Raw genomic sequence first — 15,164 nt, forward strand, 5'->3', positions numbered from 1 at the left:
CGAGTCCGAGCTCGCCCCCCTCAAGGCCGACTGGACCGGCGAGGCATCCGCCGCCTACCAGAGCGCCAAGACCAAGTGGGACCAGGCCATCAACGACCTCAACGCCACCCTCGCCCAGACCGGCACCGCCGTCTCGGACTCCGCAGCCGACTACCGCCGCGCCGAGAACGCCAACCGCGCCTCCTTCGGCGGCTGACCCACCACCTCCTCCCCGCCAGGTCGCGTCCGCGGCCTGGCGGGAACTCCTGTCCGACCGACCGCACGAGAGCCGAGACCATGTACCCGCAGCGCCCCCGGAGTCGCCCATGACCACGACCGAGGCCGGACCCACCGGCCTGGTCCGTGTCACGGTGCGCACCGACGAGCGCAGCGCCGACCTCGCGCTGCCGTCAGCCGTGCCGGTGGCCGAGCTCGTGACGGAGATCGCCCGCACGCTCGGCGCCCTCGACCCGACCACGTCGCACCGCGGCTTCGTGCTGCACCTGAGCGACGGCCGCGAGCTCTCGTCGACGAGCGGCCTGACCTTCCAGCACGTGCACGACGGTGCGGTGCTCGTGCTCGCACCGGCTTCCGACGGTCGCCGGCGTGTCTACGACGACGTCGTCGAGGCGATGGCCGACGTCGTCGAGTCCACGACGTCGCCGTGGGCGCCCACCGCGGCCCGTCGGACGGCCCTCGTCGCCGCCACCGCGCTGCTCGCCCTCGGCGCCCTGACCATCAGCCTCGAGCGTCCCAGCGTCGTGGCCGGCGCGCTCGCCGGTGTGGTCGCGCTCGTGCTCGTCACCGCCGCGATCGTGCTCGCCCGCCTGGAGGGCGAGCCCGAGGTCGCCTTGGTCCTGGGCTGGAGCGCCACCGTGTTCGCCGCCGTGGGCGGCTTCACCGCGCTCGACGAGCCCGGTCTGCTGGGCTGGCCGCTCGCCGCCGCCGGCGGTGGGGCCGCGGTCGCCGCGGCCCTGGCCCTCGTCGGGACCGTGGAGCGACGTGTGCTGCTCGCACCCGGCCTGGTGGTCGGCGCGCTCGTGGCCATGACCAGCTCCATCGTCGCGTCCACCGACATCGGCGCGCCCGAGGCGTACCTGACGCTGCTCGCCGTGCTGACCATCCTCTCCAGCCTGCTGCCCGCGCTGTCGCTGACGCTCGTCGGCGGCTCGGCCGCCCAGCCGCAGGACCCGACGGTCGAGGTCGCGGACCCCGACGAGGTCTCGATCGACCAGGTGCGCTCCAGCGCCGCCACCGGGCACAGCATCTTCCTGGCCCTCACCGCGTCCGTCGGCGTGCTGCTCCTGCTCGTCGCGCCCCTGGCCGTCACGCTCGGGGTCACCGGAGCGCTGGCCACGGTGTGCGTCAGCGTCGTCCTGCTCGCCCGCACGCGCCAGCTGCGCTCCGGCACCGAGGTCGGCGTCGGGCTCGCCGGCGCCGGAGCCGGACTGCTCGCCGTCGCGCTGAGCGTGCTGGTGCTCCGGCCCGAGTGGCGCCTGGAGCTCGTCATCGTCCTCGTCGTCGCTGCTGCGGCCACCCTCGTCGCCACGCTGGTCCGCTCCGAGGAGTCGGTCGTGCGCGGCCGTCTCGTCGAGGTGGTCGAGCTCGCGTCACTCGTCGCCCTCCTGCCACTCCTCGTCATCGCGGTCGGCATCGTCGCCGCCGTCCGGTCCTGAACTACCAAGGAGACACCTCATGAAGCTGCGCCAGGCCACCTCCGGGGCCGCCCTCACCGTGGGCGCCGTCCTGCTGTCCTTCTCGCTGCCCCAGCTGGCGTTCGCCGCCGACACCGACACCACGGCCGACGCGAGTGCCCGCGCCGCCGCGGTCGACGCGGCAGCCCTCGTCGACGGCGACTGCGACCTGCTCGTGAACCCGCTCGACCCCGACTGCTTCCCGATCCTCGACCCCGACCCGGAGCCCACCATCCCGGTGCCCACGATCCCGGTGCCGACGATCCCCACTCCGGACCCGGAGCCGACCGTGCCCGAGCCGACCATCCCCACGCCGGACCCGGAGCCGACGACCCCGCAGCCCACCACGCCCACGCCCACCATCCCGACGCCCGGCGGCGGCAACGGCGGGGGCAACGGTGGCGGCAACGGCGGTGGGAACGGCGGCGGCGGCAACGTCTCCGACGGCGGTGCCGTGGCCCCGGGCCTCGGCAACTCCGTGCCGCAGGGCCTGAGCGGCCTCGACTCCTCCCTCGGTGGGCTCGTCGCGTCGGGCTCCGGCGCCGCGGCCACGCCGCGGGGCGAGGAGCTCCCCGCCACGGGTGTGGAGGGCGGCCTGAACCTGCTGGCCGCCCTGGGTGCCGTCTTCCTGCTGATCGGTGGCGTCCTGCTGCGCCGGCCGTACTCGGCCCGCCACCGTCTCGTCTGACGGATGGCGAGCAAGCGTGACCTGGTCGAGGCGCACTCCTTCAACCGCCGTCGCCTCGTCACGGCGTTCCTGAGCGGTGCCCCGGGCGGACGGGAGGTCGAACCCGTCCGCTACGGGCGCACGCTCGCCGGCGGCATCGTGCTGGCAGCCCTGCTGGTGGCCAGTACGAGGGCACGCTGTTCCCCGTCATCAACATCACCTCGGCCCGGCTCGCCCTGGCGGGCCAGGACCAGGTGAAGGTCTCCTACGTCCCCGACGACGTGCTCGTCGACGAGCCGAAGTCGCAGCCCGTCGGCATCCCCGGCGCGCCCGACTACCTGACCCCCGCGTCGCTGCTCGTGCAAGACCGGTGGAGCGCGTGCACCAACGAGCAGGGCGGGCTGACGGTCGACGTCAGCGACACCCCGGGAACCCGGCGCTCGAGCCAGGACTCGCTGCTCGCCCGCGACACGAAGGACCGGCTCTGGCTCGTGTCGGGCTCACGACGCTACGCCGTGCCGGCCGGCCGGCTGGGCCAGTCGGTGCTGCGCGGTGTCGGGGTCGGGCAGGACGACCCGTTCCCGGCGTCGGACGCCTGGCTGCAGCTCGTGCCCGAGGGGACGTCGCTGGCCCCGCTGACCGTGCCCGGTTCCGGCAGCCGCTTCAGCGGGAGCACCGGGGTCGCCGGCCTCGACGTCGTCGGAACCCCCGTCTCCGTCGACGGCACGGGCTACGTGCTCGGCCGCCGGGGCCTGGTGCAGCTCAGCGACTTCGCGTACGCCGTCTACACCGCGACGAGCCGCCTGCCGGAGCAGCAGGTCGACGTCGGCGACGTGCAGTCCGTCCCGGCGCAGAGCGCGTCGGGCGTCGTGCCCGGCGACTGGCCCACCGAGCTGCCCGACCAGAGCGACGACCGTCGTCCGTGCCTGCAGCTGGTGGCCGGCGAGGACGGCGCCACCAGCACGCCGGTGCTGGCCGAGGCCACCCGCGACGAGGCGCGCGCCACGGGCGCCCAGCGTCTGGTGCGTGTCGAGCAGGGTCGCGGTGCGCTGGTCCGCTCGACGACCCGCTCCCGCGCGAGCACGAACGACACCACCTTCCTCGTCGACTCCCGCGGGACCCGGTTCGCGATCGGGCCGAAGGACCAGGTGCCGACCGTCCTGCGGGCGCTCGGCTACGAGTCGGTCGAGCCGATCGCGACGCCGCGCGCGTGGGTCGAGCTGTTCTCCAGCGGCCCCGAGCTCTCGCTGGCCGCGGCCGTGCAGGCGGCTGACGGGGCGAAGCAGTGACGTTGCGTCTCGCGCACGTCGTCGCCGGCGCGGCCCTGCTGCTGCCCACCTTGACGCCGCTCGCACCGGCCGTGGCCGTCGACCAGCCGCCCAACGCGCAGGAGGGGCGCTGCGAGGTGGGCCGCACGCAGCTCGTCTCCGACCCGACCGCGATGACGAACGTGCGCGACGCCGGCTTCCCCGACGCCTGGCGCGAGGGCACCGGCAAGGGTGTCCGGGTGGCCGTGGTCGACACCGGGGTCGACACCCGCAACCAGCACCTGCGGTCGGGCGTGGAGCCCGGTCGGTCCTTCATCGGCGGCCAGGCCACCGAGGACCCCTACGCCCACGGCACGGCCCTCGCGGGCATCATCGCCGCCCGCCGCGCGACGGGTTCGGTGCTCATCGGGGCCGCGCCCGAGGCCACGATCGTGCCGGTCCGTGTGCTCGGCGAGGGCAGCACGACGGCCGACGTCGCCGCCGGCATCCGGTGGGCGGCCCAGCAGGGCGTCGACGTCATCAACGTCTCGCTCACGACGGGCTCCTCCGACAAGGACCTCCCGGCGCTGCGTCGCGCCACCGAGGTCGCCCTGCGCAGCGGTGCCATCGTGGTGGCGGCGTCGGGCAACACGCAGGAGGACGCCCCCTTCACCCAGGTGCAGTACCCGGCCGGCTTCGACGGCGTGGTCGGGGTCGCGGCGACGAACGCCGCGGGTGCCGTCGACGACTGGAGCGTGCACGGCCCGCACGTCGACGTCGCCGCCCCGGGGGCCAACGTGCTCACCGCGTTCCGCTCCAACGGCGACTGCCTCGTGGGCCTGGACCACCCGTACACGAGCTACGCCACGGGCTACGTGAGTGCCCTGGCCGCGATGCTCGTCCAGCGCTTCCCGGACGACTCGCCCCGCCAGGTCGTCAACCGGCTGCTGGCCACGGCGGACCGACCCGTCGAGGACCAGCGCGACGACACCCGGGGCTGGGGCACGATCCAGCCCGTCGCCGCCATGACGAGCACCTCGAACGCGGCACCGGGCACGTCCCAGGCGGCGTCGGCGCCGCAGGAATCCACGATCCTGCCGACCGTGGCCGGACGCGACCCGCTCGACAGCACGCGGCACCAGCTGGCCTGGTGGCTGCTCGGCGCCGCCGGTGCGACGGCGGTGGCGCTCGTCCTGGCCCCGTGGGCCCGACGTCGACGCCGCCTCACCCCGCGCTGACTCCTCCCTCGGGCGTCGCGCCGGCGCCGCGACGGGTGACCAGCAGCACCACCGCCGCCGCGAGCGCCGACAGGGAGCACACCGCCCAGACCGTCAGGTAGCCCGACAGCGGCGCGTGCCCGAGCGCGGGGTCGTCGATCGAGCCGGTCGAGGCGAGGGCGATGGCGAACACCGCGGAGGCGATCGCGCCGCCCACCGTCTTCGTCGCGTTGGTCATGCCGGTGGCGAAGCCCGTCGCGTGGGCCGGTGCTGCTGCCGCCGCGGCGGCCGGGAGGGCCGCCACCAGCAGGCCCGACCCGACTCCGGCGACGCCCATGTTCGTGAGGGTCTGCCCCGCGCTGTCGTGCAGCGGGAGGAACAGGCCGTAGCCGACACCGACGAGCGTGCAACCGACGACCATCGCGACGCGGGGGCCGAGCAGGCCGGCGAGCAGCGGCAGCGACAGCGCGCCGACCACCATGGTGACGACGTAGACGCCGATGAGCGTCGAGACGAACGCCGCGGACGCACCGAGGCCGAAGCCCGCGACGTCGGGGTCCGTCCGCGCGAACGTCGAGAGCGGGATCTGCGCGCCGAGCACCGACATCCCGAACAGGAACGCCGTGAGCTGGACAGGCCACTGGGCGCGCAGGGCGAACGTGCGCACGTCGATCAACGGCGCGACCGTGCCATCGACCCTCGCCCCCAGCGCCGCCTCGAACCGCACGAGTCCGGCGAGCGCCGCCAGCGAGAGCGCGACCAGGAGCCACGGGACCGGCGACCCGGCCCCGAGCAGGCGGATGGCGATGAGGCCACCCATCAGCAGGCCGAGCGTGACCGTGAGCCAGCCGAGTCCCGCGTAGTCGTAGCCGCCCGAGGCCTGGCCGCGGTCGCGCTCGACGCCGAACCAGACGACGAGCAGGCAGGCCGTCACCGCGACGGCCGGGAGGCACAGCAGCACCGTCATCGACGTCGCCTCCACGAGGGCGCCCGACGTGAGCGCACCGACGATGACACCGGTCTCGAGCGCGGCCACGAGGAACGCCGCGGCGCGGCGCGTCGTCCGGTGCTGGTCGGCCCGGCCGGCGGTGCGACGGTGGATGATCGCCACCTCGACGGGCAGCCACACGACGTAGGCGCCCTGGAGCGCCCAGCCGACGAGGAACGTCGAGAAGCCCGGCGCGAGGGCGAGCGTCCACGACCCGGCCGCGGTCACGGCCGTGGACAGCAGCAGCACGTTGCGGTGCCCCCAGAGGTCGCCGAGCCGAGCCAGCAACGGCACGGCGAGCGCCGACAGCACGAGCTGCGCGGCCTCGAACCAGTTGACGTCGGCGTCGCGGATGCCGAGATGGCGGGCGATGTCGGAGAAGATCGGGGTGTAGAAGCCCTGCAGGACGCCGCTCACGACCTCGACGGCCACGAGGAACCCGACGACGGACCAGAGCGAGCGGTGCAGCGTCGCGGTCGTGGTCACGTCACAGCCCCCTCAGGAGCGCCACGTACCAGTCGACGCCCTCCAGCCAGGCCGCCACGTGCACGTGCTCGTCGTAGGAGTGGATCGACGCCCGCTGCTCCTTGCTCATCCGCAGCGGCGCGAAGCGGTACACGCGGGAGCAGATCGCGGTGAAGGTGCGGCTGTCGGTGCCGGCCATCATGACGTAGGGCGTGACGACGGCGTCCGGGAACACGGCGCCGACCGTCCGTTCGAGCAGGGCGAACGCACCCTGCGCCTCCGGCTCGGTGGTGGGCGACAGCGGGCTCGGCTCGTTGGCCTCGACGACGTCGACGACCACCTCGTCGTCGTCCACCGCGGCGCGCACGTGCTCCACCGCGGCGGCGACGCTCTCGCCGGGCATGATCCTGAGGTTCACCTCGGCGCGCGCCCGGGCCGGGATGACGTTGTGCGCCGGAGCCCCCACGAGCGTGGTCGCGACCATCGTGGTGCGCGCCATCGCCGCCGTCTCCGGACCGGCAGCCACGAGCACGCGACCGAGCACGGCCGGCGGGGTCCGCGTGGCGCCTGCGAGCAGCGCGCGCAGCGGCAGGGGCAGGTGGCCGGCGAGCCGGCGGAGCAGGTCGACGGTGGGACCGGGCACGTTGACCCCGAACTGCTCACGGTCGAGCCGCCAGAGCGCGCGACCGAGCCGCGCGGCGGGGGCGCGGGTCGGGGGCGTGGAGGAGTGGCCACCTCGTCCGGTGACCGTGAGCGAGAGGGTGGTCGTGCCCTTCTCGGTGGAGCCGATGACCGCGACGGGTGCCGACACGCCGGGGAACGCCTGCCCGGCGACCGCGCCGCCCTCGTCGAGCACGAACCACGGCTCCACCCCACGACGGGCCAGCTCGGCGACGGCAGCCGGCGCCGAGGGGCCCGACACCTCCTCGTCGGCCCCGAAGGACAGCCAGACGTCCTGCGCCGGCTCGAAGCCGTCGGCGAGGAGCCGTTCGACGGCCGTGCAGATCGCGACGAGCTGGCCCTTGTCGTCGAGCGTGCCGCGTCCCCAGACGGCCGGCCCCTCGGCCGTCTCGACGACGTCGGCGGCGAACGCGTCGTGCGTCCACGGGTCGTCGGGCGTCACAGGGACGACGTCCTGGTGGGCCATGAGCACCACGGGACGGTCGGGCGACGCGCCGGCCCAGCGCCACAGCAGCGCCCGAGGGGCGGCGTCGCCGAGGTCGACGCGCTCGAGCTGCGCGTGCAGGAGCGGGAAGTGCTCGGCGAGCAGCGCGTGCAGGCGCGCGAACGGCTCGGGGTCGGTGAGTGCCGGGTCGCGGTCGGCCACGGTGGGCACGCGGATCGCCGCGCGCAGGATCTCGACGTCGGGGTGCACTCCCCGACGCTAGCCCCTCCCCGGGTCCATCCCGCTCCCCCGAACCGCCCCCACCCCTCTGAGCGTGACGTTCGCGGGGCGACGACGCCCACATCGCCCCGCGAACGTCACGCTCAGCGGGGTCGAGGGGTCAGAGGGTGAGGACGCGTCCGGCGACGACGAGGAGCACCTGGTCGCACTCGGCCGAGAACCGCTGGTTCACGACGCCGAGCAGGTCGCGGAAGACGCGGCCCGACCGGTGCTCCGGCACCACGCCCATCCCGACCTCGTTGGTCACCAGCACGACGGTGCGCGACGTCCGGGCGAGCGCCGACGCGGCGGCGTCGACGCGCTCCATCAGCACCGGCTCCCAGTCCTCGCGGATCGCGTCCCACGCGTCGAGCTCGTCGAGCTGGGCGGTGAGCCAGGTGCCCAGGCAGTCGACGAGCACGGCGGTGCCGTCGTCCCCGTCCTCGATGGCGGACTCGAGGTCGGTGGTCTCGAGCGTCGTCCAGTGTGACGGACGACGCTCCTGGTGCAGCGCCACCCGGTGGGCCCACTCGGGGTCGTCGTCGGGGTCGGCCGGCGGTCCGGGGGCCACGTAGACGACCTGCTCGTGCGCCACCACCAGTGACTCCGCGTGGAACGACTTGCCCGACCTGACCCCGCCGGTGACCAACGCCTTCATGGTTCGACGATACGCCCGCCGTCGAGCCACTCGAAGCCGCCGACGGCCGCCCGCTGCGCAGTCCCGTAGCGGGCGGCCGTCACGCTCAGGAGCACCGCGGCGGCAGGACGCTGCCCGACGTGTAGACGGCGCTGTAGCTCGCCCAGCCCGCCTTCCCCGTGCTGGTGTTGCGGGCGTACACCCACCAGACGCCGTTGTCGTTCTGCCGGCTGCAGTGCACGTCGATCCCCTGGTTGGGGTACCCGCGGCCGACGATGGTGCAGTCGTTGTAGCCGGCGGTGCGGATGGCGGTGCCGTCGCCCCAGCTGAACGTGCCGGTGCTGATCAGGTCCGGGTGGACGTCCCAGCGCGGGGCGGTGCAGTCGTTGGCGGCGACTGCAGGTCCGGCCGTCGTCGGTCCGACGGCGACGAGTGCTCCCACCGCCATGGCCGCTGCGCCTGCAAGTCTCATCGAACGCTTCATGGTGATCCCTTTCTCCTGGGACGCCCACAGGCGACCCCCCGACGAGACGGTCGGTGTGACCTGCCTCACAGCGCACCGTACGCTCGACCTGCCCGTCCGTCGAGTGCTCGAGCCGCTGGGTGGTGCAGGCGTCCCGCCCACGGTCCGCAGACGGTCGACGCGCGCCCGGCGACGGGAGCCGCACGCCGCTCGCCGACGGACCGGCACCGCTCGGCGCGACGCAACGTACGCAACTGGCGTGACCCGGGTCACGCGTGGTCGGATGGATCGGCGCGCCGGCTCGTCCCGCCGCCCCGCGCCCGAGTCCTGTCCTGCTGCACCACCCCGGGAGACCCATGAGCACCCGCACCCCGACCGCCCCGCAGCCCACCGGCACCGGTGGCGGGAGCAGCCGGATCCGCACCATCGTCGTCTGGTCGGCGGTCGCCCTCGTCGGCGCCGTCTGCTGGGCCGTCCTCGCGCTCTCGCGCGGCGAGGACGTGTCGGCGCTGTGGATCCTGTTCGCCGCCCTGTCGTCGTACGCCATCGCGTACCGCTTCTACTCGCGGTTCATCGCGCGCAAGGTCCTCGAGGTCGACGACACGCGCGCGACCCCGGCCGAGCGCCTGGAGAACGGCGTCGACTACGAGGTGACCGACCGTCGGGTGCTGTTCGGCCACCACTTCGCCGCCATCGCCGGCGCCGGTCCGCTCGTCGGTCCCGTGCTCGCGGCGCAGATGGGCTACCTGCCCGGCACCATCTGGATCATCGTCGGCGTCATCCTCGCCGGCGCCGTCCAGGACATGGTCGTGCTGTTCCTGTCGATGCGCCGCGACGGCAAGAGCCTCGGCCAGATGGTGCGCGACGAGATCGGTGTCGTCGGCGGCACCGCTGCCCTGATCGCCGTCTTCGCGATCATGATCATCATCCTCGCGGTGCTGGCGCTGGTGGTCGTGAACGCGCTCGCGGAGTCGCCGTGGGGCGTCTTCTCGATCGGCCTGACCATCCCCATCGCGCTCTTCATGGGCTTCTACCTGCGCTACCTGCGCCCGGGTCGCGTCCTCGAGACCACCGCCATCGGCGTCGTGCTCCTGCTGCTCGCGATCGTCGGCGGCGGGTACGTCGACCAGCTGGGCCTCGGCGACGCGCTCACGCTGAGCAAGGAGCACCTCGTCATCGCGCTCGTCGTCTACGGGTTCGTCGCGTCGATCCTGCCGGTCTGGATGCTGCTGACGCCGCGCGACTACCTCTCGACGTTCATGAAGATCGGCGTCATCGTGCTGCTGGCCGTCGGCCTGGTCATCGCCGCGCCGACGCTGCAGGCCGACGCGGTCACGAGCTTCGCCGTCGACGGAGACGGCCCGGTGTTCGCGGGCAAGCTGTTCCCGTTCGTCTTCATCACCATCGCCTGCGGTGCGCTGTCGGGCTTCCACGCCCTCATCGCCTCGGGCACGACGCCGAAGATGATCGCCAAGGAGAGCCACGTCCGGATGATCGGGTACGGCGGCATGCTGATGGAGTCGTTCGTGGCGATCAGCGCCCTCATCGCGGCCGTCGTCATCGACCAGGGCCTCTACTACGCGATGAACGCCCCCGCCGGCGCGACCGGCGGCACGCCCGAGGGCGCGGCGGCGTTCGTCAGCCAGCTCGGGTTCACGATCACGCCCGGCGACCTCACCGCCGCCGCGGCGTCGATCGAGGAGTCGACGCTGGTGTCGCGCACGGGCGGCGCGCCGACCCTCGCCTTCGGTCTCTCGCAGGTCTTCCACCAGGCGTTCGGCGGCAACCTGCAGGCCTTCTGGTACCACTTCGCGATCATGTTCGAGGCGCTGTTCATCCTCACCGCCGTCGACGCCGGCACCCGCGTCGGCCGGTTCATGCTGCAGGACACGATCGGCAACGTCTGGACCCGCTTCGGCGACGTCTCGTGGCGGCCCGCCGCGTGGAGCGCGAGCGCCGTCACGGTGGGCGCGTGGGGCTACTTCCTCTACATCGGCATCAGCGACCCCCTCGGCGGCATCAACCAGCTCTTCCCGCTGTTCGGCATCGCCAACCAGCTGCTCGCGGCCATCGCCCTGACGCTGTGCGTGACCCTGCTGCTCAAGCACGGCAAGCTGAGGTGGGTGTGGGTGCCCGGCATCCCGCTCGCGTGGGACCTCGTCGTGACGATGACGGCGAGCTGGCAGAAGGTGTTCAGCGACAACCCCGCCATCGGCTACTTCGCGCAGGCCGACCGGTACCGCGAGGCGCGCGACGCCGGCGACGTGCTGGCGCCGGCGGCCGACCCGGGCCAGATGGACCAGATCATCCGCAACTCCACGACGAACGGCGTCATCCAGGCGGTGTTCGCGCTGCTCGTCATCGTCGTCGTCGCCAACGCCGTGGTGATCTGGGTGCGCGCGGTCCGGGTCGGGTCGCTGCCCACCACCGAGGTGCCTCACACGCCGTCGCAGATCGTCGCGCCGGCCGACTTCGTCGCGACCCGCGAGGAGAAGGAGGCGGTCGCCGCGTGGGAGGCCGAGCGAGGCGAGCTCACCGGCCAGCGGGGTCACCGATGAGCCGCTTCGCGCGCTTTCGTCGCCTCGTCCGGGAGTTCACGGGCGAGGCGGCGTGGGACGACTACCTCGCGGCCTGCGAGCGCGACGGCGTCGAGCCGACGACCCGCCGCGCCTTCGAGCGCCACCGCGCCGACCGGATCGAGCACGCCCCCATGGCGCGCTGCTGCTGACCCGCCCGCACGTGCGCGTTTGCGTGGGGCCCCACGCAAACGCGCAGATCGGGCGCATGTTTGCGGTGGGCGGAGCCTGCTTGCGTGGGGCCCCACGCAAGCAGGCCGGCCGGGCGAGGGTGCGCGACGCGGGACTGCGGCCGACGATGGACGCATGAGCGAGCGCTACCCCGACGAACGCATCGAGACCGGCCGCGTGGTGAAGGCGCCCGCCGACACGATCTTCGCGGTGCTGCGCGACCCGTGGGGGCACGTCGCGATCGACGCCTCCGGCATGCTGCAGTCGGTCGAGGGCGACGTCGTCGCCGCGGTCGGCGACCGGTTCCTCGTGCACATGGACCGTGAGTCCTACGGCGACATCCCCGACCTCAAGGAGTACGACGTCACGGTCGTCATCGAGGAGTACGAGCCCGACCGGCTGATCACCTGGTCGATCATCGGCCGGGTGCGCCCACCGATCGGGCACCGCTGGGGGTACCGACTCGAACCCGTCGACGGCGGCACGCAGGTCACGTCGGTGCTCGACTGGAGCCACGCGCGGGACGACTGGAAGGACCAGTTCCCGATCGTCGACGAGGACGGTCTCAAGGCCACCCTCGGGATCCTGGAGCGGGCGGCGCGGCTCGGGTACGTCCGCGGCTCGTAACCGCGCTGCAACCCGCCTGGGCTTGCGCGCACCCGTCCCTGCCACCACGATCGACGGAACACGCGATCGGGAGGGACCGCATGAGCGACCAGACCACGAGCGCAGCCGGGGGTGCCGGGCAGCAGGAGGAGCTGAAGCGGTCCATCACCGGCCGGCTGCTGTTCTTCTACGTGCTGGGCGACGTGCTCGGCTCCGGCATCTACGCCCTCATCGGCGTCATGGCGTTCACGGTGGGCGGCGCGTTCTGGCTGTCGTTCGTCATCGGCGTCACCGTCGCACTGCTCACCGGCTTCGCCTACGCCGAGCTCATCACCAAGTACCCCCAGGCCGCGGGGGCCGCGCTGTACACGCACAAGGCGTTCGGCAACCGGTTCCTGACCTTCATGGTCACGTTCTGCCTGCTCGCCGCCACCATCGCCGCCGCCGGCACCTTGGCGCGGGTCTTCGGCGGCACCTACTTCCAGTCCTTCGTCGAGGGTGCGTCGGTCACGCTCGTCGCCATCGTCTTCATCGTCGCACTCTCGCTGCTGAACTTCCGCGGCATCACCGAGTCGGTGTGGACCAACATGGTCATGACGCTGATCGAGACGACCGGCCTGCTGATCATCCTCGCGGTCGGCGTGGTCGTCCTGGCCGAGGGCGACGCGAACCTGCAGCAGCCGTTCGAGCTCAACGAGGGCAACCCGACGCTCGTCGTCCTCGGCGGGGTGGCGCTCGCGTTCTTCGCGATGACGGGCTTCGAGAACGCCGCGAACATCGCCGAGGAGACGCAGGACCCGAGCCGGACGTTCCCGCGGGCGCTGCTCGGCGGCATGACCCTCGCCGGCATCCTCTACATGGTCATCGCGTTCATCGCGTCGATGGTCGCGCCGCTCGACCAGCTCACCGCGAACAAGGGCGAGGACGGCAGCCTGCTGACCGTCGTGCAGAACGGCCCCATCCCCGTGCCCGAGCTCGTGTTCTCCGCGATCGCGCTCGTGGCCGTCACCAACACGACACTCGTCTCCCTCGTGGCGCAGTCGCGCATCATGTACGGCATGGCGCGCCAGGGCATCGTGCCGCGGATCTTCGCCCGCACCCACGCCACCCGCCGCACCCCGTGGGTCTCGATCGTCTTCACGGCAGCCATCGTGTGCCTGCTGCTCGCCGTGGCCGACGTCGACCGGCTGGCCACGGTGACCGTCCTGTTCCTCATCGTCGTGTACGGCATGGTCTGTCTCGCGGCGCTCACGCTGCGCGGGACGCCCGTCGAGCACGAGCACTACTCCGCGCCCATCGTCATCCTCGTCGTCGGCGTGGTCGCCAACGTGGCGATCCTGGTGCACACGATGATCAACGACCGGGGCTCGATCCTGTGGTGCGGTGCGATCGTCGCCATCGGCGTCGTGATGTACGGCGTCAACGCCTTCGCGATGCGTCACCAGCCGCACGCCCTCGACCCCACCGACCTGTCCGGCTAGCCTCACCCGCAACGACCCACCCAGGAGAAGCCCATGCACGTGCTCGTCGCCACGGACGGCTCGAAGCAGTCGCTCCAGTCCGCCACGTACCTGCGCCACGTCGTCGACGCCGACAGCGTCACCAAGGTCAGCGTCGTCGCCGTCGTCAGCCCGCTCGCCGCGGTGCCGTTCGCGGCAGAGGGCAGCGCCGACGGCGGTGTCGAGCTGTCGTTCCGCCGCGAGGCCGAGCAGGCCACGCTCAAGGTCGCCGAGGCGCTCGACGGCTGGGGCCCGCCCGTCACCACGCACGTCTACAGCGGCGCGCCGGCGAACGAGATCATCAAGGCGGCCAAGCGGTTCGACTCCGGCCTCATCGTGCTCGCCAGCCAGAGCACCCGCACCCAGGCGGTGCTCATGGGCTCGGTCTCGCACAAGGTCCTGAACCAGGCCACCTGCCCCGTGCTCGTGCACCGTCCGGGCCCCAAGCCGGCGCGGAAGCCGGTGCGCCGGGCCGCGAAGAAGGCCTGACCCTCGCTGAGCCGGGTGGTCGCGCGCGGCTCAGCGCGACCGGGGCTGACGGTGCAGCCACGGCCCGAGCAGCCGGGTGACCCACGGCAGCAGCACGTACGTCATGAGCGGCGTCATGACGCAGACCGTGACGAGCACGCGCAGGGGCAGCCACACGTCGGCCAGGTAGTGCACGCCGATCTCGTTGGTCACCACGCTCAGCGGGAAGAAGACGATGAAGATCGAGATCATCTGCTTCCACCGTGGCGGTGCGACCGGGACCGAGCGCAGGTCCTCCAGGTCGACGCGCGACGGGTCGTCGAACCAGCCCTCGATGCCGGTGCGACGCTCGAGCCGGGTCTCGTCGGCGATGCCCTGGGCGCTGTCGAGCCACCAGCGGCGCTGCCGCGACGACATCCACACGTCGAGGTCGGCGTCGCTCGCGAAGCGGAACAGCATGTGCCACTCCCCCGACGTCGGCGACGTGCGCACCCACCCCGAGCCGAGGAAGCCGTCGAAGCGCTCCGCCAGCTCCGAGCCGGCCCGCAGCCACGCGACCATCTGGTCCTCGTGCGCAGGGTCGACGTGGCGCGTCACCGACACGGTCACGGGGACGGGAGACGGGGCGTGCTCGCTCATGCCCCCCAGACTAGGAAGTCGGTGCCGCCGCCGTCGCGTCCGCCGGTGCCCGCCGCTGGGTGACGATCTCCACACCGGCCCACGCGACGGCCACGACGGCCCAGCCGCCGACGACGTCGAGCAGCCAGTGGTTGCCGGTCCCGACCACGACGAACGCCGTGACGAGGGCGTGCGCCCAGCCCAGGGTGCGCCAGACCCGACCGACCCCGGCCGCGGTGAGGGCGAGCGCGACCCACAGCGCCCAGCCAGCGTGCAGCGACGGGAAGGCCGCGAGCTCGTTGGTCAGGTCGCCCATGCCGCGCGGGGCGGACGCGTCGGACCCCCACCAGCCCGCGGCCGAGTGCAGGGCGAGCACGTCGGTGTAGCCCTCCACGAAGCGCGGCGGGGCCATCGGCACGGTCAGGTAGCAGGCCAGACCGGCCAACGAGGCCACGACGAGCGACGTGCGCGCGCGCCCGTACAGC

Annotated in this window: 16 protein-coding genes; 10 read left to right on the top strand and 6 right to left on the bottom strand. The window is 73.0% G+C overall.

What is annotated here, in order from left to right:
- The 5 genes from A6Q81_RS14075 to A6Q81_RS14095 form a co-directional block, all read left to right on the top strand.
- Positions 1 to 196, top strand: a 196-nt coding sequence (locus tag A6Q81_RS14075; protein ID WP_286690851.1) for a WXG100 family type VII secretion target, incomplete at its 5' end; no start/stop codon positions are given.
- Positions 197 to 305: 109 nt separating this feature from the next.
- Positions 306 to 1,655, top strand: coding sequence for a type VII secretion integral membrane protein EccD (gene eccD / locus A6Q81_RS14080; protein WP_286690852.1), 1,350 nt, complete (start codon positions 306 to 308; stop codon positions 1,653 to 1,655).
- A gap of 19 nt (positions 1,656 to 1,674) precedes the next feature.
- Positions 1,675 to 2,361, top strand: a complete 687-nt coding sequence (locus A6Q81_RS14085; protein WP_067860363.1) for an LPXTG cell wall anchor domain-containing protein — start codon at positions 1,675 to 1,677, stop codon at positions 2,359 to 2,361.
- A 176-nt stretch (positions 2,362 to 2,537) separates the two neighbouring features.
- Positions 2,538 to 3,629, top strand: a complete 1,092-nt coding sequence (locus tag A6Q81_RS14090) for a type VII secretion protein EccB (protein WP_286690860.1) — start codon at positions 2,538 to 2,540, stop codon at positions 3,627 to 3,629.
- A complete protein-coding gene (locus A6Q81_RS14095; protein ID WP_067860367.1) occupies positions 3,626 to 4,825 on the top strand; it encodes a S8 family serine peptidase in 1,200 nt (399 codons plus the stop codon). Before A6Q81_RS14090 ends, A6Q81_RS14095 begins: the two co-directional genes overlap by 4 nt.
- Here A6Q81_RS14095 and A6Q81_RS14100 read toward each other — a convergent pair.
- The 4 genes from A6Q81_RS14100 to A6Q81_RS14115 form a co-directional block, all read right to left on the bottom strand.
- On the bottom strand, positions 4,812 to 6,278 hold the full coding sequence (locus tag A6Q81_RS14100; protein WP_286690853.1) for an MFS transporter: 1,467 nt from the start codon (positions 6,276 to 6,278) through the stop codon (positions 4,812 to 4,814). The two genes, A6Q81_RS14095 and A6Q81_RS14100, sit on opposite strands and share 14 nt — an antisense overlap.
- A gap of 1 nt (position 6,279) precedes the next feature.
- Positions 6,280 to 7,632 (bottom strand): M20/M25/M40 family metallo-hydrolase, encoded by a 1,353-nt coding sequence (locus A6Q81_RS14105; RefSeq protein ID WP_286690854.1) that lies wholly within the window; start codon positions 7,630 to 7,632, stop codon positions 6,280 to 6,282.
- A gap of 130 nt (positions 7,633 to 7,762) precedes the next feature.
- Positions 7,763 to 8,299 carry a bifunctional adenosylcobinamide kinase/adenosylcobinamide-phosphate guanylyltransferase gene (gene cobU / locus A6Q81_RS14110; RefSeq protein WP_286690855.1) on the bottom strand — a complete coding sequence of 179 codons (537 nt, stop codon included), beginning with the start codon at positions 8,297 to 8,299 and terminating at the stop codon, positions 7,763 to 7,765.
- 85 nt (positions 8,300 to 8,384) lie between these two features.
- Positions 8,385 to 8,750 (bottom strand): hypothetical protein, encoded by a 366-nt coding sequence (locus tag A6Q81_RS14115; RefSeq protein WP_144433811.1) that lies wholly within the window; start codon positions 8,748 to 8,750, stop codon positions 8,385 to 8,387.
- A gap of 347 nt (positions 8,751 to 9,097) precedes the next feature.
- Between A6Q81_RS14115 and A6Q81_RS14120 the strand changes: the two genes are divergently transcribed.
- The 5 genes from A6Q81_RS14120 (at position 9,098) to A6Q81_RS14140 (ending at position 14,082) form a co-directional block, all read left to right on the top strand.
- Complete coding sequence (locus tag A6Q81_RS14120; RefSeq protein WP_286690856.1) at positions 9,098 to 11,299, top strand: carbon starvation CstA family protein; 2,202 nt, start codon at positions 9,098 to 9,100, stop codon at positions 11,297 to 11,299.
- On the top strand, positions 11,296 to 11,469 hold the full coding sequence (locus tag A6Q81_RS14125; protein WP_144433812.1) for a CstA-like transporter-associated (seleno)protein: 174 nt from the start codon (positions 11,296 to 11,298) through the stop codon (positions 11,467 to 11,469). The genes A6Q81_RS14120 and A6Q81_RS14125 overlap by 4 nt, the downstream gene beginning before the upstream one ends.
- A gap of 154 nt (positions 11,470 to 11,623) precedes the next feature.
- The gene (locus A6Q81_RS14130; protein ID WP_067860378.1) at positions 11,624 to 12,115 is read left to right on the top strand and encodes an SRPBCC family protein; all 492 of its coding nucleotides are present in this window, start codon (positions 11,624 to 11,626) and stop codon (positions 12,113 to 12,115) included.
- 80 nt (positions 12,116 to 12,195) lie between these two features.
- Positions 12,196 to 13,575 carry an APC family permease gene (locus A6Q81_RS14135; RefSeq protein WP_286690857.1) on the top strand — a complete coding sequence of 460 codons (1,380 nt, stop codon included), beginning with the start codon at positions 12,196 to 12,198 and terminating at the stop codon, positions 13,573 to 13,575.
- Between the two features lie 33 nt (positions 13,576 to 13,608).
- Complete coding sequence (locus A6Q81_RS14140; protein WP_067860380.1) at positions 13,609 to 14,082, top strand: universal stress protein; 474 nt, start codon at positions 13,609 to 13,611, stop codon at positions 14,080 to 14,082.
- A 30-nt stretch (positions 14,083 to 14,112) separates the two neighbouring features.
- Here the strand turns inward: A6Q81_RS14140 and A6Q81_RS14145 are convergent, their stop codons facing one another.
- Positions 14,113 to 14,700 (bottom strand): antibiotic biosynthesis monooxygenase, encoded by a 588-nt coding sequence (locus A6Q81_RS14145; protein WP_286690858.1) that lies wholly within the window; start codon positions 14,698 to 14,700, stop codon positions 14,113 to 14,115.
- 10 nt (positions 14,701 to 14,710) lie between these two features.
- Positions 14,711 to 15,164 (bottom strand): phosphatase PAP2 family protein (locus tag A6Q81_RS14150; protein WP_286690859.1); only part of this gene is annotated, 454 nt, incomplete at its 5' end.

This window comes from Aeromicrobium sp. REDSEA-S38_B2, from assembly GCF_001628525.1.
GTDB lineage: Bacteria > Actinomycetota > Actinomycetes > Propionibacteriales > Nocardioidaceae > Aeromicrobium > Aeromicrobium erythreum.